Raw genomic sequence first — 22,140 nt, forward strand, 5'->3', positions numbered from 1 at the left:
ACTGCATAGGGCGACAGAAAGGAGCATTTTCCTGATTGGTACAGGTATTGCAGGATTTAATAAAACTCGAGTTATATGGTAAGCTTCCTGCTTTGGTGCATTTTATTTATCCTTTGTTGGCCTATTGCCATTATCGCGTTGATTCTCTACCCTTTGGTATGGTTGCTGTTATTGCCCTTTAGGTTATTGGGATTTACCATAGACCTTTCCTTCAACCTGATCAGGAACCTTTTTATGCTTCCATTTACTTTAGCGGGAAGAAAATAAAGAGTCCAAAATATTGTATTTGAGACTTTTCTCCATGGTTATTAGGATGAAATACTTTAGAAAAGCAGGATTGGGTCGAAGAAAATGCCTTCAATCTTGAAGGAATCAAGAAAAAAAGATTCTTAAGGAGGTCTAAATTCCATTTTCTCCCTTTTTTCATTTTACTTTGTACCCATGAATTCTACGACCAAAAGTGCATTATTGGCCAAAGCCCAAGAAATGCTGAGAGATCAGATTAAAGACATCCAACGTCAACTCACCGAATTGCAGGAATCTTCCGAAGTGGAGGAGAAAAGCTCCGCCGGTGACAAATTTGAAACCCATCAGGAAATGTTGCATCAGACCAGGGATATATTAGAGAAAAGACTCTCCTCTTCCAGGGTGATGTTGGCCCAACTGAATGCCGTGCCCGTCAAAGAATTGCAAAAAGTAGATGAAGGTGCTTTGATTCAAGTTGCGATGGGAAATATTTGGGTTTCGATCCCAATGGGAAAAGTGGTTTTGGATGGTGTCGATTACCAGTTGGTTTCACGGGATTCACCTTTGATTACTGCCTTATGGGATTTGAAAAAAGGTCAAAGTGCAGACTTCAGGGGAAAGCAGATTGAGGTAAAGGATTTGGTATAAAATCCCGATTACATATTTTCAACAACAAAACACAAAGTGTATACCGCCGTTCGGGAATCTGAACGGCGTTTTTATTTTCTTTTTTTTCTTTTTTTTCAATGAATTTTTATTTTTTAATTCTTTAGTGATATTAGTGTCTAAGCTTTGTTTTTTAACCTAAAATTGGTCAGAATAATCAATTTCGGAACCCAAACGTCGATTCTATTTTTTATTGTCATTTCTTTGTTTTTATAATAATATTCTATTTATTACTCTGAATCACCCGATTTAAAGTATTTCTTTTATGTATATATAAAATACATAGAATTTTATATCAAAAAACGAAATACGTTTTCTAAGAGTCATTCTTCAAAAACCAGTGAACCAAATTCACTAGTTTCATGGGCGAATGGTAAAAAAGTACTCATCCGAGACACTTTGAAATCCAAAATTGGGACAGATTGATTGAAAAATTAAACAAATGCCCTAGTTCTCAATGGAAGATCATTTTAAAGTTGAACGCATATGAGAAAACTTTACTCGATATCATATTTGTGGTTTGTGTTTTTTCTGGCAGTACTCTTTCAGATCAATGAAAGTACCGCAGCACCGATCATCAAAGACGTCTTTGTATTTTCAGAATGTGAGAAGAAAGCAGAAATCCGGGTCAGAAACGGCGTAGCGCCTTATACATATGTTTGGAGTTATGGAGGAGAGGTTATCCAAACAAATGCGGGACTCAGCGAAAGCCAATTCAGTACAATCACCCAGGCGAAGGCAGGAGATTATACACTATTTGTCACAGACAATGCCGGCAACACCTACACAGAGGTGATCAACTTTAAGGGAAGCACAAATTTTATACTCAATATATTATATGAGGAAAACCAGGCCTGCCAAGGGGAAAGTTTTGGTAGGGTCTATGGTACGATCCAAAATGGTATCCCTCCTTTTACCATTAACTTTTTTGACGAATCCAATACCCTTGTAAGAACCAATGTCATCAGTGGTAGAAATTTGGATCTGAGCGGCATTCCGGCAGGTAAATATTTGGTAGAGGTCATCGATGCCACAGGCTGTAAGGAATTGACCGAAATCGAAATTGAAGAAATTGATCCACTTGTATTGACACCTGGTGCCGGGGTGGGAACTTTTCCTGAGACCTGCGTGGACAATGGAGGGATTACTTTTGATGCTTCGGGATTTGTTGGAACTGTTCAATTTAGAATCAGAAGGTCAAACGGCACTTACGTTACCGGTTGGCTTCCTGCACCAGGTGGACAGATCAGGTATAACCAATTACCCGAAGGAGACTATGTATTGGAAATCATCGACCAATATAGGTTGGCAAGTTGTCCTGAAGAGTTGGTATTCAATATTGGAAATCAAACACTTTTGGAAGCCATTCCTTCGGCTGAAGGCGTTACTTGTTTTGGTGGGACAGACGGAACCATCAAAATAGACGTCAACCGACTTTTTATGGGATTCGCATTTCCACCTGCCAATGTGGTTGTTGAAATCAGAAGACCAAATGGAACAGTAGCGGTCACCGGTCAAAATATCGCAATAGGTGCAACATCGGGGACAAGGACATTCACTGGTTTTGGGTCAGGTGTTCATACCATTACCATAAAACACGGAGGTGTCAATTATCCTGAGTGTACCCTTGATTATACTGTCAATGTACCTGCCCCACCAAGTGCTTTGACTGCCTCGATCTCCTCAACGACATTGACCTGCTTTGGACAAAACAACGGCACTGCTACAGTCAACAGATCCGGAGGATGGGGAAGTTATAAATTTTTGTGGAGTGGCGGACAAACCACCAGGACAGTTACCGGCCTTGCCCCAGGAACATATACAGTTCGGGTTTCGGACAAAGAAGGGTGTTTTGTCGATCTTAGTGTAACCATCACCGGTCCACCTGCACCTGTAACAGGCCAGATTGAACTGTTAAACGGACTGGCCTGCGCAGGCGCCAACAATGGATCTGCCCGCGTCTTCAATATGGTTGGCGGTTGGGGAGGCTTCACTTATTTGTGGAGCAACGGAGAAACTACTGCTACGGCTTTTAATCTTCCTGCAGGTTCGAATACTGTAAGAGTAAGGGATTCCAAAGGTTGTGAAGTAGTATATAGTGTCGTGGTTCCGGTACCGGCGGCCCCTGTGGTGACCTACACCCCTGTCAATCCAATTTGTTTTGGAGGAAATGACGGGAGCATCCGCGTTCAGATTGCAGATACCGTGACTCCCTTTACAGTTACTGCCAATGGAGAAACCAAAAGCGGCAATGATGTAACTTTCAATAATCTTCCTGCAGGGCAATATGAAGTGGTCGTTTCTTATGGTCTTAATTGCAAAATCACAGAATTTGTTGATGTAGTCAATCCTCCTGGGATTACCATCAACGAAAACAATCTGGTGATCAAACATTTACTGTGTGCCGGAGATGGCAACGGATCCATTACCGGCCTGACCACAAGCGGTGGGACAGGCACTCTGACTTATCAATGGCAAAAGGCAGTATTGGGAACATTTGTTGACATTCCAGGTCAGACATCCCTTAACCTGATCAACCTTACTGGTGGTATCTATAAGTTAATTGTAACTGACCAAAATGGTTGTATTGTTTCTAAAGAATACACCGTGAATGAACCGCTTCCACTTCAGGTAAGTCCTCCGGTAGTGGTGGATGTGGCTTGTTTTGGGGAGTTGTCCGGAACAGTAAGCTTTACGATTTCAGGCGGCACGGCACCTTATTCTTATTCACTCAATGGCGGGGCCTTTGCTACCACATCGGTGGGGGCTGTGACCATCGGAGGATTAGGAGCTTCAACCAATAATTTTGTGGCGATCAGAGATGCCAATGGCTGTGTGGTTCCAAACCTCAATTTCGATGTTACCTCTCTTCCTCAAATCACCATCAGCAATGTTGTCATTACTCCTGAAGTCTGCTTTGGACAAAATAACGGAAGCATTTCCATTGACATAGCCGGTGGCACCGGAAATCTAGGTGTGAACTGGTTTGTTGCAGGCAATTTTTCTACCATCATCTCGACTTCCCAAAACCTCACCAATGTCGCTCCCGGACAATACACAGTCAAGGTATTTGACCTAGGCAACAATGCTTGTTTTGTACAACAAACTTTCACCATCCCTCCTACCCCTGAATTGGAACTTAACTTGGATGGGGTTTTGAACATTTTGTGTTTCGGTGAAAGTACAGGCGGAATAAATATCACAGCCACAGGTGGAACGGGAGCATATACTTATGCCTGGACCGGTCCATCGGGATATACTGCAACTACTCAGGACATCAGTTCCATCCCGGCAGGCCTTTATAATGTGACCGTCACTGATGCCAACGGCTGTTTCAAAGAATTGAAGGATATCTTGGTCAATCAGCCTCCGAGTGGTATTGTCATCAACCTGCTCAATGTGGTAGAACCAAAATGTCATGATTCCACTGACGGAAGAATTGAAATCCAGATTGGGGGCGGCAATCCTGCTTATACGATTGTTTGGCAAAAAGAAACTTCTCCGGGATTATTCACCCCTATCGCAGGCACTTCCCAGACATTAGCCAATATCGGTGAAGGTACTTACAAAGTCATTGTCACAGATGCCAATTCCTGTTCAAGAGAATTGGAAGTGGATGTCAATGCTCCAGACCCATTGGTGGTTTCTCTGGTGAGCAAAGATGAAGTTTCTTGTTTTGGAAGAAATGACGGCAGGATTACCATCAATGTCACCGGTGGCACGGGGGTTTATTTCTTTGCCTGGGACCATGGATTTATCAACCAAAATCCAAATAACCTTTCAGCAGGATTTTATTCAGTAACTGTCCGTGATGCAAACGGCTGTGAGGTGAGACTTGAAAATATTGAAATCACCCAACCGGCTCCTTTGGAGATCAACCTTGTCAATTTGAGTGCCCCATCCTGTGCATATAATGACGCTTCGATTGAGGTGGCTTTTGTAGGCTGGATTCCAGGATTGAGCTATAGCAGGTGGATTGAACTGAATACCAATACACAAATTGCTGAAAACACTACCACGGTTTCCGGTTTGACTCCGGGTTTCTACAGGGTTGAATATAGCTTGGGCGGTGCTTGTATGGTTTCCCAAACTTACAGTGTCCCTGGTCCAAAAAATCCGCTTCAGCTCTTTACCAATCCACAGGACGCTAGCTGTCCTGGAGAATCCGGTATTCTATTCTTGTCTGCATTTGGAGGTGTTCCTTCATATACTTATTCCATTTTCTACGGAGGTACATGGCAGGTTATCACCAATGCCATTTTATCCGGTCTTCCTATTGGCACTTACGATGTCAAGGTGACAGATGCGGCAGGTTGTGAAGTAACCTCAACCATCACCATCGATGAACCTAATCCGCCTGTATTTGATGCAGAAGTTGAAAAAGATGTGACTTGCTTTGGTGGAAATGATGGCGTTATCAGATTTGCAGTATCAGGAAATACCACAGGTATCACTGTTCAGTGGTATAGAAGAAACCTGATCGGGGGGAAAATCCCTATTACAGAGGCGAGTTTGGGATCATTGATTGAAGGTACCTACTTCATGGAAATCACCTATGCAGGTGGTTGTATGATTGAGTCTCCTGATTATGTCATTACCCAACCTGATGAAATCCTAGTCACCGAAACGATAGTCCAACCTGTATGTTATGGTGAATTCGGTTCCTTCAGTATCACCTTTACAGGGGGTTCTCCAGGAAAGAACCTGACTCTTACCTCCCTCAACGGCTATTCAAAAACATTTAGCAATGAGGATGAAGGCACCTTTGACTTTGAAAACCTACCTGCCGGTGATTACACTTGGACCATTGATGATTCAGGCTGTCCTGACAATGTGGGTACATTTACCATTATTGCTCCTGTAAAACCTGATTTTACGATAAATTCCCAAGATGTTTCCTGCTTTGGAATCAATGACGGAATCATAGAATTATTGAGCCCCGTCGTCCAAGGGGGAAGAACATTTACAGTCTTCATCAATGGCGTCAGTCAGGGCGTTCAGACTTCATTCTTTGGACTTGCTCCGGGAAATTATCTGATCAAAATTGTCGATAACCTTGGTTGTGAATCTGATCCTGAGTTGGTAGTCATAACGCAGCCGGCAAGACCATTGGAAATCATCAATTTGGTAAAAACAGATGCCAACTGTTTTGGATCATCTACAGGGATTGTTTCTTTTGAAATCACCGGTGGTCGCCCTCTATATACCGCTACTCTTACCCCTGTGGCAGGACCTGTTCTCACGCTGAGCAGCCTTTCTGAAAACACTGTTAACTCATTCCCTGGCCTTGCAGCAGGAAACTATACCCTCGAGGTTTTTGACAACAATAATGTTTGTCAGGTAAGCACTTTATTGACCATTTCCCAGCCAGGAACATTTACGGTCAGCTCAACTTCAGGAACTATTCTTTGTCAAGGAGGCACCACCTTTATTGAATTGACTTCGGTGGGAGGCCTTGAACCATACACCTATGTATGGGAAAAATTCAATACAGGGACCAGCATATGGGAAACATTGCCTGCTACAACCAAAAGACTCAGCAATGCGACAGCCGGGCAATACAGGTACTCTGTACAGGAGGCAAATGGTTGTGCTGTGGTTTCAAACACAGTGATCATTGCTGATGGAAGTGCGGTAACCTTGACTTATGTGGCGGCTGATATATTGTGTTATGGACAATCCGCCTTGGTCACCCTTCAGGCTGCCTCCGGAGCATCTACCAATTTCACCTATTTCGTCAATGGAAGCCAGATTTTTGGAAATACTTTCATGGCCAGAGCCGGCAACTATTTAGTATATGCTGTAGACAATGTCAAAGGATGTATTTCTGCTGATGTCAATATCAACATGGTGGAGCCTTCCGCTCCCCTTAGCATCTTAGATTACACGTCGACCAACTTGAGCTGCTTTGAATCAGGTGATGGAAGCATTTCGCTCTCCCTGACCGGAGGAACTGCCCCTTACACGATTACATTCCAAGGAGTAGATTATCTGGCTAATGAAAACCAGGTTGTGGTATTCAATAATTTGGACGCTTTGGTGGCATATACCTTTACTGCTGTGGATGCCAACGGTTGTACTGTAACGATACCTCCTAGAACACTTACCCAACCGCTTTCCTTGCAGGCAGCAGCCACCTATACAGATATTCTTTGCTTTGGTGGAACTTCTGAAATCAGTCTTCAGATTACAGGGGGCACCAAACCTTACGCTATATCCTGGACTTACTCCGTTGACAATACCGCTTTCGCTCCGATTCCGGGTTCAAATAACCTCACTACCCTTACAGGTTTGGTGGCAGGGTATTATACCTATACCGTGTCGGATGGGGGCTGCGCCGATGTGGTGGAAACCGTTCAGATCCGTGAACCATCCAAAGTCGTCCTTGATGCAGTTACCACTGATGTTTCCTGCTTTGGAGGCAGTGATGGCACGGTCGTTTTCACCCCAACAGGCGGTGCATTTTCTACCTACAGGATTTTCTTCAATGGATTGGAAATATCCGGAAATACAGTTACCGGCCTAACAGCAGGAATTTACAACGCCTTCACATTGAACGGCACCTGTAAGTCAGATGTCATCCAGGTGGTCATAGGACAACCAGCGCAGCCACTTTCAGTGACTGTAGATTATCTTGATGAGGTACTTTGCTTCGGAGATCTATCTGATATCAACCTGACAATTGCAGGTGGAAACGGCAGCTACCTAGCCTATTTGAATGGGGTTGAGTATACAGTCGATCCAAGCGGAGCCATTGGTTTTACGGATTTGGCGCCCGGTACTTACAATCTCCGCGTAGTTGATATCAAAGGTTGCGAGTGGATAAGAACTGTAACCATCCTTGATACTACTCCTATTGAGATTATCCAAGATGAAATTATCGATGTTAGCTGCTTTGGCTCTTCAGATGGGGAAATCAAAGTTTCCATAACAGGAGGAACGGGAAGCTATACTTACAGGTGGTTGAACTCCTCCAATTTGGTCGTAGGCACTAACCAGGACCTTTCCGGTGTGCCAGCAGGGGTTTATACTTTGGAGGTTTTGGACGAAAACAGTTGTGTAGCCACCAGGGATTTTGTAATTGCAGATACCACTCCGGTTGATTTCAATTCTACATCAACCAATATCACTTGTTTTGGATCACAAAACGGTTCAATTTCCGTGGTGGGTTCAGGTGGAAAACCCGGTTACACCTTGGTTATGAACGGCATCCAATATCCGGGACTTACAGCAAACGGATTAAGGCCGGGAGTCTACAACGTCTCCGTCATGGATGCGAATGGTTGTGTATCCCCTGTGAAGCAAATCACCATCACCGAACCAACACCTATTGCCTTAACTGTCAATAAAGCCAATGTCACCTGCTTCAACCAAAACAACGGGACTGCGACAGCGATATTTTCAGGAGGCACTGCGCCATACACAGTCAGGTGGTCAGACGGAAATACACAAGCTGTGAGGACTGCACTCGCTCCGGGCAACTATGAAGTGGTAATCACAGATGCCAATGGTTGTATTGCCAGAAGCAATGTGGTCATTACACAGCCATCTCCCATATTGGCCATAGAAACCATCAATCCTGTCAGCTGTTTTGGCGGCAGTGATGGCAGCATTTCCCTGGCAATCACCGGAGGAAACGGAGGTTTCACCGTCACTTGGAGAAACAAAGTAACAGGAGCAACTGTCGGAACAGGAAACGTGGTCAATAATCTACCGATCGGCGTTTATGTGGCGACTATCCTTGATCCTTTGAACTGTGTCATCACCAGAGAATATGCGATCACCCAACCTGCCGAGCCATTGGCTGTTTCCCCTATCCTATCCAACGTAAGATGTGCAGGGGAAAACAATGGCAGCATTGATCTGATTGTTACCGGCGGTACTGCACCTTATACCTTCAGTTGGTCTTCCGGCGAAACGACCCGGGCAATCAATGGCAAATCAGGAGGATCATATACTGTCAATGTCCGAGACAGCAAAGGATGTATAGTCAGTCAAACCTTCGACATATTGGAACCACTTCCGATAGCCGTTTCCTTGGACTCCAAGCAGGATGTATCCTGTAAGTTTGGAAACGACGGAAGGATCAAGATCAATATTACAGGTGGAACCGGTGCCTACAACATCCAATGGAGTAATGGCATGACCGGAACTGACCTCACAGGATTGCGCGCCGGAATTTACACTGTCTTTATCATTGATGCCAGTGCATGTTTGGTCAGCGCTACCTATACCATCACGGAACCTTCGGCAGAATTGGCCTTATCAGCATCAAGTTCTACAGAACTCTGCAAATTTGACCAGCTCATCGAATTGAACCTGACCGTCACGGGGGGAACAGCGCCTTATACTTATGCCTGGTCAAACGGTGCAAAAACCCAAAATCTAATTGGCATTACACCTGGAAACTATTCTGTGGTAGTGACCGATGCCAAGGGATGTACCGTGACCGAGGATTTCAGGGTACCTCCTCCTTCCTTGCCAATGGACCTCCAACTCGATGGAAAATTTGCAGTGTGTACCAGTGGCGAAAGAGGGGAAATTGTATCAACTGTGACAGGAGGACAAGCACCTTACAGTTATCTGTGGTCAAACGGAGCTACTTCTTCGACTATCACTGATTTGCTTCCCGGAACTTATACATTGATCGTCACCGATGCCAAAGGTTGTTCAGTTTCTCAAACTACTGAAATTGCCAGACCATTGAACCTCAGGATCAGCCTCCTGAAAATTAAAGCTGTTTCATGCTTCCGCGGTATGGATGGTCTCATTGAAATAGGAATTACCGGAGGAAAGGCTCCTTACAAAGTCACCTGGAGCAATGGACTCGAAGGACAATTGGCCGCTACCAATCTGGCTGCAGGCACTTACAATGTGACAGTAGAGGATTCACTTGGTTGTATCGTTACCGGCACCTATAATATCCGCGAGCCTGAATTGCTTTTCTTCAGGGAAACCGTAGAGGACAGCAAATGCGCCGGAAGTAACAATGGTTCTATTACACTCAATGTCATCGGTGGGGCTGCTCCTTATACCTACAAATGGTCTCATGGAGCCAACAGCAGGATAGTAAGAAATCTCGCCCCAGATACCTATGAGGTTCTGATCACGGATAGAAACGGATGTACCACAGGAGGAGTATTTGTAGTATCCGAACCAGATCCTATCGTGATAGAGAGCACCTATTCTGAAATGCTTGATTGCCATGGTGATGAAAATGGCTTTATAGATTTGGAAATTGTCGGAGGTATACAGCCATACAGGATCAAATGGGCAGACACCCCAATTGAAACCCTCAACAGAAAAGACCTTCCTGCAGGGACCTATACGGTCAGTGTAACCGATGACAACGGATGTATCACGACCAAAACTTTTGAAATCAAACAACCTGACCCTCTCGAGGTAAGACTTTTCACCAGGTTTGATGTCAATTGCGAGACAAGGGAATTGACAGGAGTGGCTTGGGTGGTCATCAAAGGCGGTACTCCTGATTACCGAATTGAGTGGAACACCGGTTCTGCAAATGTGGAAGAAACCAACTTCTATGAAGATGGTGAAATCACCGCGATCGTCACAGACAGAAATGGCTGTTTGGTGGAAGTTTCCAAAGAAGTGACCATGCCTATCGCATTTACAGATGCGGCATTCACTTACACGGTCATTTCTATCGGCATGCAAGGGGAAATTTTGGTCAACGAACCTGTACAATTCAATGATGCTACTCTCGGACAGGTAATCGCCTGGGAGTGGGATTTTGGAGATGGAACCAAGAGTAATGAACAAAACCCACTTCATACCTATACCAAAACAGGTAAGTACACCATTTCTTTGAAAACCTTCGACGAATTGGGTTGCGTGTCTGATACCAAGATGGAAATTGAAGTATTCGGCTCCTACAGGATTTTGGTACCCAATGCCTTCACCCCTAACGGTGATGGACTCAATGACACCTTTATCCCGAAAATGAGAGGAATAGAAGATTTTGAATTCCACATCTTCAACAAGTGGGGCGAGTTGGTTTACTCAGCCTTCAGCAAAGAAGATGCAGGATGGGACGGTACCCTCAATGGCACAATGAGTCCAAACGGCAACTATGTCTACAAGATCATATTCAAGGCTGTCGATGGTGAAAAAGGCAGTCAAACGGGAGTATTTACCCTAGTGCTATAATTGGGATATTTAACCATGATTTATACCGCCGTCCGGCTTTTGGGACGGCGGTTTTGTTTCCAATGAATACCCGCTTTTAACCAATAAATTGATCTATTTTTTGGATTCCAAATTTGAGTTTCCCAAGGTTGAATTTCAACTTTGATTTGGACAGAATAATCATTTTTCATTCCCAAAAATCGATTTTTATTTTTATTGTCTTTTCTTGGATTTTCTTATATTATTCTGTTTATTACTGTAAATCACCCGATTTAAAGTATTTCCTTTATGTATATATAAAATACATAGAATTTTATATCAAAAAACGAAATACCTTTTTTATGACTTATTCTGCAAAAACCAGCGATTAAAATCCGCAGGTCTATTGACACTTAAGTCAAAAAAGTACTCCTATGAGTCACTTTGAAAAAACCAAATTGGGTGAGATTGATAAAAATTAATTGAAACGCTCAATTCCCAAAATGGAGATGAATTCAAAGTAGGTCTTATATGGTAAATCTTGACTCTGTTACATTTTCATGGATTGTGTTTTTTCAGACCGCTTTGGTTCGGATCAACGGAAGGCTTGCCCAATCATCAGGGATGTCAAGGTTTTTTCTGAATGCTACAAAAATCAATCAGACGGAAGATTTCGCCCCTATCTGTTGTAAAGAATTTAACCCAAAAGTAACCCCGGAATTTCTAAAATGAGGTACTGAACAAGATGAAAAAGATATTTTACATAATCATGATCCTTTTCCTGACTTTTGAAGCCAGTGCTCAAGATGTGCAGTTTTCGCAGTTTTATGCCGCACCCCTATTCCTGAATCCTGCGTTTACGGGAGCATCGGAACTGACGCGTGTAGGCGCCAATTACAGGAATCAATGGCCCGGACTCGACCATTCCTTTAACTCCTATTCCGCCTATATCGACCATTACATGTTTGATATCAACAGTGGGATTGGATTGATTTTCAATGGAAACAGAGAGAGCATGGCTCAATTGAGCACCAATGAAATCGGTCTGACCTATTCCTACCGCTTACAATTGGGTTTTGAATCGTTCTTGAGATTTGGTGGTCAGGCGAGTTATATTTCTCGGGATGCTTATTTTGGTGATTTGGTGTTCGGTTCTCAATTGGATATCAACAGGGGTATTGTGGATGATTTTAGTGGAGAGCTTTTTTCAGACGACTACAGGCATCAATTTGTGGATTTCAACTTTGGGATGCTTTTCAATACCGAAACCGTTTGGGTAGGTATATCAGGACATCACCTAACCCAACCCAATACTTCATTTCTAGATGGAAATGTAAGCAAATTGCCCATGAAGTTGTCTGCACATGGCGGATTGAAGATCGATTTGGGTGAAGGGTTTATCAATAATTATTTCAGTAATTCACGACAGGAGCGTTCCGCTTTTCTGGCTTTCAATTACAAGCATCAGGATCCATTCAACCAATTGGATGTGGGTGCCCAATTTTTTATACAGCCATTGGTGGTTGGGGTTTGGTACCGCGGATTTCCTGTCAAATACTCCCTGCCAAATAATGAAGCTTTTATCGCTCTCATTGGGATGACTTTGGAAAGCGGATTGGACATCGGTTACAGTTTTGATTTTACCACTTCAAAACTTGCCCTAAGCAGCTCTGGAGGCGCACACGAAATTTCCATCAGATATTCCTTCCTCTACGGCGATCCTAATCAGCGAAACAGAAGAAGTACCATCATTCCTTGCTTTAGGTTCTAAGAATCAAAAGTTGAAAAATGAATTTATGATAAGCCCTTGGTTATTTTGAAAGTAATTTTTCCCGTTGACCAGCCTTCCAAACTGTAGAATCTGATTAAAATAGCCACCTTCAATTCTTACAGAACCTGAAAACCGGTATCCGGCTAGGATTCCTAACCGGTTTTGGTCAAAAATATTTTGATTTACATTTTTTCCAAAACCAATAAAAACTTCATCATAAACAGCCAAATAAGGCTCTTTATCCTCAAGAGTAGGTCCTTTCAAAGGCAAGTCGGCCCGGAACATGTAACGGATCCTGTTTAGAAATACAGACTCATCCGCTTTTGTGGCATTGGGGTCGAGGCTCCTTCCAACCCATCTCTGTTCGAGCATAAATCTGTGCGAAAGGAGTACTTTTCCTATTGGATTATTGATCAATGCCATTTGATATAACCTGTGTTCGGGAAATCTGATTCCATTTCCGGCAAGAGGCTGATCTCCATAATTAAATGTGTCGATAAAAGCGTATCCTACCCTGAATGTCACCTGTGGATGGATTTTGTAATTTACCCCTACCCTGTATAAGTTTTGTTGAGGATTTGTAATCCAATCCACTCTCCGCCATTGGAATTCTCCATGAAGGCTCCATTTATCATCTATTTTATAATTGCCGAAAAAGGCATACCAACCGATGCTGTTATATTCTGTTTCCCTGTTATTTTGACTAAAACCATTACCCAAAACCAAGAAAAAAACCAAAAGGGTAAGTGAAAGCAATTTTATACTCTGTGTCATAATTGAATTTTTGTTTTCAGTAAAATGCAAAATTATATTAGGCTAGGACGAGCCAATGTACCTTTGGTCACGAGAAATAAAGAATCTCATCTGCCAGAACAACTTTTGCACCCGAGGCTGACATCTCCTTGATTGCCTTGAGGTCATCATTTTCTTGGATGTTTACTGCACGGGTTGCATCAGCTATTAGGGTTGTTTTAAACCCTTCCGAAATCGCATCCAAAACCGTGAACTTCACACAATAGTCTGTTGCCAAACCACAGACGAAAACCTCCTCTATCCCATTTTCTTTCAAAAACGAGCTCAGTCCGGTATCTCCCATTCTGTTGTTATCAAAAAAACCACTGTAAGAATCGACTTTTGGATTTGTCCCTTTTTTGAAAACAGCTTTCCATTTTTCTGTCTTGAGATCGGGATGGAATTCTGCCCCTGTGGTTTCCTGAACACAATGCATAGGCCACAAAATCTGTTGGACACCATTCAGGTCAATAAATTCTCCAATATTTTTATTTGAATGATTGGCAGCAAAACTACCATGGTCTGCAGGGTGCCAATCTTGCGTAGCGACGATAAAATCAAACTTTTGCTGAAGTTCGTTGATAATCGGTACGACCTGATCACCTTCCTTCACTGCCAAAGCTCCACCGGGAATAAAATCATTTTGAACGTCTACGATGATAAGTGCTTTCATTTGATTGTGGTTTTTGGTGGTTGGTTAATTGGTTATTGGGTTGATGGTTATTTGGTTAATGGTTATTGATTAAAAGGGCGTAAGTAGAAAGAGTGCAAGGCCGATAGGAAATTGAGTGTTAAATCAATTGCTCAATAATCAAAGGTGCAATGGATTTGATTTGTAAAAAGTCAGATTGGTTTGCGAAACTGTTCGGATGGGAATTGGTAGAAACGACTTTTTCGATCACCCCAGATTCCTGAATTTTTTTCAAAGCATCATTGGAAAATAATCCATGAGTAGTAATGGTAAATATCTTCTTTGCGCCCGCTGACTTATATGCTTTGGCAGCATTGATAAGGGAACCGCCGGTCCTGACCATGTCATCGTAGATTACCACATCTCTGCCTTCAACATCTGCCGAGATACTTGTCACTTCAGTTTTATCGCCGGAGATCCTTCTTTTGAAAACAAAAGCAGCATTGACACCCATTTCATTGGCCAAAGATTCCACCCATTTTGCCCTGCCCGCATCGGTGCAGGCCATCACAAATCCATCTTCAGCCAATTCCAATGCAGCCTTGATGATGATGGGTTTGCAGTAAACATGGTTGATCAAAGCCTGCCCTTCAAAATAATGCGGAATCCCTTCAGAGTGCAGGTCAAAGAAAACAAAATGATTTCCAAGACTTGTCCTCGGCAAAGAAGAAAACATCACTGCTCGGGATTTGGCAGTGACTACCTCCCCTATTTTTACGGCCCTTTCCATGGTGCTGTATCCAAAATAGGGGAAAAACAACTGGATGGACCTAGCTCCATATTTGATCAGGGCATAGGCCAAATCGTAAATTTCAAGTGTATCCGAATCAGAAATCGTACCGCCGATCAGGACAACATCCCTGCCATTGACCGGGGTCATGATGCGCTGGTAGCGCTCCCCATCAGGAAACAACTTGACGTCAATGATTCCTCTTTCATAATCTCCAAGCTGCAAGACTTCTTCCTGAAGGTATTTGTAATCCGGTATGCTAAATATTATTTTCTTCTCCATCGTAATTTTTCATTTTGAATACCAGGTCGTTTCGAAGCTTGTAAAGGCTGTCTTCCAATCCGACGGGATAAATGTGTGGATTGACCAGACGCTTTAAGGCTTTGTCAAACTGGGCAAGGTTACGGGATGCCTTTTCCTTGATCTTGTGAATATCAGGCATAGTGTAGACTTTTTTTCCCATTTCAAAAATCGGTTTGAGCAAAACCTGTTGGTCAAGTCCTTTCGCTTTGATTTTTTTTCTTTTGGTAGGATCAATCGGGTCAATGATAACAAACTCTTCTTCTCCCAAATCTTTGGATGCCAGATAAATCATATCCGCCACGGCTTTTCCGTTTTTGCTGAATCGCACAACATTATGGTTGCCGGGGATATTGATTTTGATGGATTGTTGGGAAACTTTCACTTTTGGCTCCCAAATCCCCTCTTGGGTCTTGATGGCTGACAATTTATAGACTGCTCCAAGTGCAGGCTGGTCAAAGGCAGTTACCAGTTTGGTTCCCACTCCCCAGATATCGATGGAAGCTTCCTGGATTTTTAGAGAAGTAATGATATGCTCGTCCAGGTCATTCGAGGCTACTACCTTTGCGTCGGGAAAACCTGCCTCATCCATCATCTCGCGGGCTATATTGCTGTAGTAAGCCAAATCACCTGAATCAATCCGGACACCTATCCACTCTTTTCCTTTTTCCTTTAATATTTTACCGACTTCGATCGCATTTCTGATCCCGCTAATGGTATCATAGGTATCAACCAAAAACACACATTTGTCCGGAAAAGCGTCTGCATAAGCTTTAAATGCTTCCAATTCAGAATCAAAAGACATGATCCAACTGTGGGCGTGTGTCCCTGAAACAGGGATTCCGAATAACTTACCTGCCAAAACGTTACTGGTCGAAGCACATCCACCGATGTAGGATGCCCTGCTTGCCGCCAATGCACCGTCAATTCCCTGCGCCCTTCTTAATCCAAACTCCATGACAGGATCACCTTGGGCAGCAAAAGAAATCCTTGCGGCTTTGGTAGCTATCAAGGTTTGAAAATTGATGATATTTAAAAGCGGTGTTTCCAATAATTGACACTGAATCAACGGTCCCGTGACCTTGACCATCGGAATATGAGGAAAAACAACCGTTCCTTCCTCTACTGCCTCAATGCTACATTTGAATTCCATCTGCTTCAGATAGGATATGAAGGCAGGCTCAAAAGTTAAGGAACCATCGCTGTTTTTCATCTCGGACAGAAAAGTCAGGTCTTCTTCATCAAAATGGAAATTGCGGCAAAAGTCTATAACATATTCCAAACCAGCTGCAAGGGTAAAACCGCTTTGGAAAGGATGCTTTCGGAAGAAAAGATTGAAAACAGCCTCCTGTTCGGCCTTTCCTGACTTCCAATACCCGTATGCCATCGTCAATTGATAAAAATCGGTCAGCAGTGCCAATGACCCTTGGTATAAATCCTTTGTGATTTTCATGCTAAAAATTTCTTTGGGAAAAACAGATTTATTTTCTTTCAATTTGCAATATAATGACTTGATAAAAACAGCAACACAATAAATGGTTTCAGTTCAGAATTCTTTTTGAAATTGGGAGCAAATAAAGGTTACAATTCACAATACGGCTACGACAAACAGGTATAAGGGAATGAAAAAAAACGAGAAATATTCTGACCAGGAATTGATCAGTGCCATCGTAAAAAGGGAAAATGTAAACCAAGCCATCAGGTTTATGTATGACGGTTATTACAGATATCTCGAAAACTATGTCCTGCAAAACAGCGGGAGCACAGACGATGCTGCAGACATGATTCAGGAAACATTCTTGGTCTTTATTAAAGTGGTGGAGGAAAATAAATACAGACAGGAATCAGGTGTCAAGTCCTTCCTTTATTCTATTGTTAAAAATCTATGGATCACCGAACTAAGAAAAAGGAAAAGCATGGGTATCAGAAATGAAATGTTTGAAAATGCCAAGGAATCGGTGACTCCAGATATCAGCCACAGTCTGGTGAAGCACGAGAGCCATAAATTGATCATGGAACTGTTTCAATCCCTAGGACAAAAATGCAAGAATATCCTCCTCCTGTTTTATTATGAAAATTTGCCCATGAAGGAAATAATGGAAAAGGAAGATTTTTCAAGCGAACAGGTCCTAAGAAACAAAAAACATAAATGCCTCAAAAGTCTGATTGAAAAAATCCAGTCTGACGAAAAAACATATTCCACAATTAAAAACGCACTTCAATATGCTGGATGATAAATACATTGCTCTATTGGACGATTATCTTGATGGTAATCTTAGTCAGGAAGAAGCCGATAAGGTACTTGAAGAGGTAGATTCCAATCCTGAACTCAAAGAATTGCTCGGTATTCTTGCTTTGACAAGAGACAGCATCAGAATGTCAGGCCACAGGGAATCCATCAAGGAAATACAACGGGAGTTTGAAAGAGAGCAATCAAATCAGCAATCCGCTGCCAAAGTCGTCAAATTCAGACCCCTTGGATGGTGGATGGGAATTGCAGCCACTTTGACATTACTTTTGGTGGCGGGTAATTATTGGGTCCAAAATCTCCCCGACAATCTTTATCAGGAGAAATACCTGGCTTATGAAATCCCAACGATGCGTTCGGCAGGCCAAGCTGAAGAGAAACTGGAGGATGATTTCAAAAACAAAAATTGGGATTCAGTTAGCAAGTCAGTAAGTCTTGGGGACCAAAACAGGAAAAACCTATTTCTTGCGGGAGTCTCCTATTTTGAATTGGAGGATTATTCCAATGCGCAAAAATACCTGAGCAAAATAATAGACATCAATGGTTCAGAAACAGAAAAATTGTTTGAAGACGAAACAGACTACTACCTTTTCCTAAGTTATCTAAGGTCTGAAAAGTACCAAGACGCCAAATTGCTCATGAAAAAGATCAGCGCTGACCCAAACCATACTTACCACGATTCATTTGACTTCGGAGACCGGATCAAACTCAGTGCTATGGGTGTTTTCAAACCAAAATCAGAAACTTCAAAAAAATAAAAAAAAAAAATTGTTGGATGGTTACATTTTTCAAAGCGGCTTCGACCAATAAATGAAACTAAAAAACATTCAACTATGAGAACTTTCAAAAATTATTTAGCATCCCTAGCATTGTTAACTGCAATTTTGTTTTCTTCCTGCAATCCTGAAGAAGAAGTCCCCGGAATCGGAGAAGGAAAAATGGGAATCGCGTTTGTATTGAAGACCAACCAACTCACTGCAGAAAACGCAAGAACCATAAATAGCAACTTGAGTATCGAAAGTGGTTTTATCCAAATCAAAGAATTGGAACTTGAACTTGAAGGAAAAGGGAACGGTACGGAAGATGAGGATGACAGTAACGACGATAGCGACGATGACAATGATGGAGATGACAATGATGGAGATGACAGCAATGAAATTGAAATCAAATTCAGAGACATCCAAAAAATCACTTTCGACGCCTTGGACAAATCAACGGATTTTTTCATCAACATTCCTGAAGGAGAATACAAAGAAATCGAGTTGGAAATGGACCTGATTGATTATAAAAATGAGCCAAGCATTTATTTTGAAGGAAAAATCAATGCTGCAGACGGCACTTCCAAACCATTCAAATTTGAGTTTTTTGGAGATGACATTGATTTCAAAGTTGAAATCGAAGCTGAGGATGACGACAATTACTTCTTGGTGGACAGGATCAACAATCCGCTCGCTCTTTTTGAAATCAATGCGCTTAACTGGTTCAAGAACGTATCCGATTCTGAATTGGAAGAGGCAGTATCAACAGACGGAGTGGTTGTCATTTCCAAAAACAGCAATAAATCACTTTATGAAAAAGTGAGAAATAATATTAAAGCTTCTTCCGAAATAGAAGTTGATTTAGACTGAAGTAAACGTTAATTTAATTTTAGGCCCTGGTAAACTCCAAAAACCACCATCGATGATGGTGGTTTTTGTTTTGAAAGAAAGCAAAACTGTCTCCTGCCTTGCTCATTTTTCACTTGGAAACATCTTTGACAGCAAACCTGCTTTTGAAAAATAAAAATCCAAAACCCAACAAAATCAAGGCGAAAATCCAAAGATATACAGGCAGGTAATCAAAATATGTCGTTGCAGGTACCGAACCCACCAAAACCAAATGTGCCCAAAAAACAGGGTGGTGAAACTGTGCCATTTTTTGATCATTCAAAAGATCAAGTTTGGCATTTCTTAAAGCCTCACCAAAGGTTAGTCCTTCCTCTACATGTGCATAAAACCTTGAAGTGATATAAGCAGTAGCCTTGTCCTCGGCTTTCCATAAAGTTGAAATGATATTTGGGCATCCTGCAAATGAGAAAGCCCGTGAAATTCCCAAAATCCCTTCACTTTTGCTTAAACTTCCGAAGTTGGTCTCGCAGGCACTCAAAAATATCAAGGAAGACTCTGCCATATCAAGGTTGTAGATTTCATGGGTGAAAAGCCTGCTTTCCATATCGCCCGGATAAAATACAATGAAAGCCTGATTTGGGTCCTCAGGATCGGGAAGTGCATGAGTTGAAAGTTGGATGATATCTGCCTCAGATACCGAATTCAAAAACTCCTGTTTGGTCGCCTCTTCTCTGACAAAACTTTCCCCCAATAGTGAATTGATTTCTTCCCTTGAATAGGGAAGCCGGGGAAGATTGATGTTTTCGTCTTTCCAAACATTGTTATAAAATGGCGCGAATCCTGCTTTCAAATAATCTCCGAAGCTTTGATATTCAAATGATTCCAGAAGTTTGACGGAATATTGGTATGAAATGGCATGGTCTGCAATCAAAAATTCTGAAGCTGATTTTTCGAATGAGTCCAATGGCAAGTCCACCAAAATCCCGTGAGGGATTACCATCAGGTGATCATATTGTTCCATTTTTTCGGCTATTGGACCCAATATCATTTGATACAACTTATATCCCGCACCGCCGCTGACATACTTCTCCCCTGCCGAATAGCCGATGATTCCTTTTTGATATTCTTGGACTAGAGAAGCGAGTTGTGACTTGTCAGCTATTTCAGTCATTTTAATTTCATTTTGGTCCATTGTAAAAAGCAAGAACCTGTCGTCCAATTCGAAAAAAGAAAGCAAAAGTGTGTTTTTATCCAAAACAGATTCTTGGATATGTTTCAGGTCAATGGATTGGTTGATGGACTTCTGCGACAGATATTCAGGGAAATCATTGAATTCATTGTGCAATCTTGATAATTCCAACCGCCTGTCGGTGAGTTGGGATTGGAGCAATTTCAATTCGTTTTGACGGTTTTCCACAAGGATACTTTGCTGTATTTTGGAGATGGAAAATTGCAAATCCCTTTCTTTTTGTAGAAGCGCTGCGGGAATTCCGGAAATTTTCTTCAGTTTATTTTCTCTCATCCCCATATTTAGACTGGTCGATTTGCTGCTTTCCACCCAAGATAAAGCTTGGGTAAGCAATGACAGTTTATCATGCGAATCCGAATGGGTAATGAGAGTTTCTACCGCATCTTGATAGGCATCCAACACAAAATCACCCAAAAATATACGTGCTTCATCGTTGTCATAAAAGCTTCCGATATGTGCTGCAATGTCAAATGCAGTTTGATAGGTCGCTATCCCTGCCTGCCAATGGGCGTTGTTTTTCCCACTATCATATAATTTTATAAAACTTTCAGCTTTCCCTACAAGGCTTTCGACAAGAGAAAAAGTGGCAAATCCAACACTGTAATCCACCGGGTTTTTGAAAATGTCTTCCTCCGCAAAAAACCCATCAGTCTGGATAATGGATTGATGGTAATAGTTTGCAGCATTTTGGAAATCATTTTGCTCGAAGGCGATTTTCCCTAAAATCTGATAGGTTTTGCCCAGTTTAAAATCAGTTATTTTTGGATCGGGACTCTCTGTTTCCTCCAAAAATTTTGTCAATCCTGATTTGGCTTTGTCCAATAAACCTTGTGACAAATAAATTTCAGCCAATTGATTCTGGTAAGAATGGCTGTTTACAAATTCCGGCAAACCGATTTTTTGAAGGTAAAAAAGTGAAGAATCAGGCATTGCCTTTTTGAGGTAAACTTTGGCTAACTGAGAATATACCTCGTTCTCGTTGATTCCAAAATCCTGTAATTGACTGTATATGTGTAGCGCACTGTCCGTTTTGCCAAGCTGGTAAAGTGAAGTCCCGATATTGTTCAAAAAACTAAACAAAGCATATTTGTAATAAGGCTCAAGTTCTTGATAGGCTCCGTCCGGAATAATCAGATTTTTTGATTTGGTAAAGTAGTTGATGGATTGGCTATAATTACCTGATTCAAAATAGATTACACCCAATGAATTGAATAATCTTGAAGCTTCTTCTTTGGAATTTTTTAGTGAAATAAGCTTTTCAGCTTCTTCCAGAAAATAGATGCTGCTGTCCGCTTTGCCCAACAAATAATAAGTTTCCCCGATAAAAAGATTTGAGCCAAAAAACAATGAATCAGGGATTTTTGCCTCGTTTTGAAACTCAAGTCCACTTCGATAATAGGACACCGCGTCATTTAAATTCCCTTTGATCAAAGATAGGCTTCCGAGTTTTTCATAGGAATCTACCAAGATCTTGGTATCGATATTTTCTGCGTCATCAGCCGACACAATTTCTGAAAAAAGGAAAATCGAAAGGCTATCGGTGAGGTCTGTAGGTTCTGCTGACAGAAAAAATGTCAAGGCATCCCGATATTTTCCTTCAATATCAGGTTGCTCCTTTGCTTTGGGATTTTGAAACAGGAATATTAAGACTAGGAGGAACCACCTTGTATGCACAGAGCAAAGGTTTAAAATAATTTGGGTAATAATACCCA

Annotated in this window: 14 protein-coding genes; 8 read left to right on the plus strand and 6 right to left on the minus strand. The window is 42.0% G+C overall.

From position 1 onward, the window contains the following. Positions 1-75: 75 nt before the first annotated feature. The 3 genes from DQW11_RS01745 to DQW11_RS01755 all read left to right on the plus strand — a co-directional run bounded on the left by DQW11_RS01745 (position 76) and on the right by DQW11_RS01755 (position 11,082). On the plus strand, positions 76-267 hold the full coding sequence (locus DQW11_RS01745; protein ID WP_113922258.1) for a hypothetical protein: 192 nt from the start codon (positions 76-78) through the stop codon (positions 265-267). A gap of 174 nt (positions 268-441) precedes the next feature. Then, positions 442-894, plus strand: coding sequence for a hypothetical protein (locus DQW11_RS01750; RefSeq protein ID WP_113922259.1), 453 nt, complete (start codon positions 442-444; stop codon positions 892-894). Between the two features lie 504 nt (positions 895-1,398). Further along, positions 1,399-11,082, plus strand: a complete 9,684-nt coding sequence (locus DQW11_RS01755) for a T9SS type B sorting domain-containing protein (protein ID WP_113922260.1) — start codon at positions 1,399-1,401, stop codon at positions 11,080-11,082. 20 nt (positions 11,083-11,102) lie between these two features. On the opposite strand, the gene DQW11_RS22165 is transcribed toward DQW11_RS01755, so the two are convergent. Beyond that, positions 11,103-11,252, minus strand: a complete 150-nt coding sequence (locus tag DQW11_RS22165; protein ID WP_157965998.1) for a hypothetical protein — start codon at positions 11,250-11,252, stop codon at positions 11,103-11,105. Positions 11,253-11,571: 319 nt separating this feature from the next. Here DQW11_RS22165 and DQW11_RS01760 point away from each other — a divergent pair, with 319 nt between their 5' ends. Next, positions 11,572-11,772, plus strand: a complete 201-nt coding sequence (locus DQW11_RS01760; protein ID WP_113922261.1) for a hypothetical protein — start codon at positions 11,572-11,574, stop codon at positions 11,770-11,772. A gap of 13 nt (positions 11,773-11,785) precedes the next feature. Further along, positions 11,786-12,811 carry a PorP/SprF family type IX secretion system membrane protein gene (locus tag DQW11_RS01765; RefSeq protein ID WP_113922262.1) on the plus strand — a complete coding sequence of 342 codons (1,026 nt, stop codon included), beginning with the start codon at positions 11,786-11,788 and terminating at the stop codon, positions 12,809-12,811. 3 nt (positions 12,812-12,814) lie between these two features. Here the strand turns inward: DQW11_RS01765 and DQW11_RS01770 are convergent, their stop codons facing one another. The 4 genes from DQW11_RS01770 to DQW11_RS01785 form a co-directional block, all read right to left on the minus strand. After that, positions 12,815-13,585, minus strand: a complete 771-nt coding sequence (locus DQW11_RS01770; RefSeq protein WP_113922263.1) for a DUF2490 domain-containing protein — start codon at positions 13,583-13,585, stop codon at positions 12,815-12,817. A 67-nt stretch (positions 13,586-13,652) separates the two neighbouring features. After that, a complete protein-coding gene (gene pncA / locus DQW11_RS01775) occupies positions 13,653-14,276 on the minus strand; it encodes a bifunctional nicotinamidase/pyrazinamidase (protein ID WP_113922264.1) in 624 nt (207 codons plus the stop codon). Between the two features lie 118 nt (positions 14,277-14,394). Then, on the minus strand, positions 14,395-15,306 hold the full coding sequence (locus DQW11_RS01780) for a ribose-phosphate diphosphokinase (protein ID WP_113922265.1): 912 nt from the start codon (positions 15,304-15,306) through the stop codon (positions 14,395-14,397). Continuing rightward, positions 15,284-16,777: a nicotinate phosphoribosyltransferase gene (locus DQW11_RS01785; protein ID WP_113923163.1), complete on the minus strand. Its 1,494-nt coding sequence runs from the start codon at positions 16,775-16,777 to the stop codon at positions 15,284-15,286. Before DQW11_RS01785 ends, DQW11_RS01780 begins: the two co-directional genes overlap by 23 nt. A gap of 169 nt (positions 16,778-16,946) precedes the next feature. Here DQW11_RS01785 and DQW11_RS01790 point away from each other — a divergent pair, with 169 nt between their 5' ends. The 3 genes from DQW11_RS01790 to DQW11_RS01800 all read left to right on the plus strand — a co-directional run bounded on the left by DQW11_RS01790 (position 16,947) and on the right by DQW11_RS01800 (position 19,200). Continuing rightward, positions 16,947-17,558, plus strand: coding sequence for an RNA polymerase sigma factor (locus DQW11_RS01790; protein ID WP_113922266.1), 612 nt, complete (start codon positions 16,947-16,949; stop codon positions 17,556-17,558). After that, a complete protein-coding gene (locus DQW11_RS01795; protein ID WP_113922267.1) occupies positions 17,548-18,330 on the plus strand; it encodes an anti-sigma factor family protein in 783 nt (260 codons plus the stop codon). Before DQW11_RS01790 ends, DQW11_RS01795 begins: the two co-directional genes overlap by 11 nt. A 75-nt stretch (positions 18,331-18,405) precedes the next feature. Next, entirely contained in the window at positions 18,406-19,200 is a 795-nt protein-coding gene (locus tag DQW11_RS01800; RefSeq protein WP_113922268.1) for a hypothetical protein, read from the plus strand. A gap of 109 nt (positions 19,201-19,309) precedes the next feature. Here DQW11_RS01800 and DQW11_RS01805 read toward each other — a convergent pair whose 3' ends face one another. Beyond that, positions 19,310-22,102 (minus strand): CHAT domain-containing protein, encoded by a 2,793-nt coding sequence (locus DQW11_RS01805; protein ID WP_198669822.1) that lies wholly within the window; start codon positions 22,100-22,102, stop codon positions 19,310-19,312. Between the last annotated feature and the right edge of the window lie 38 nt (positions 22,103-22,140).

The organism is Cognataquiflexum aquatile, from assembly GCF_003316845.1.
GTDB classification, from domain to species: Bacteria; Bacteroidota; Bacteroidia; order Cytophagales; family Cyclobacteriaceae; genus Cognataquiflexum; species Cognataquiflexum aquatile.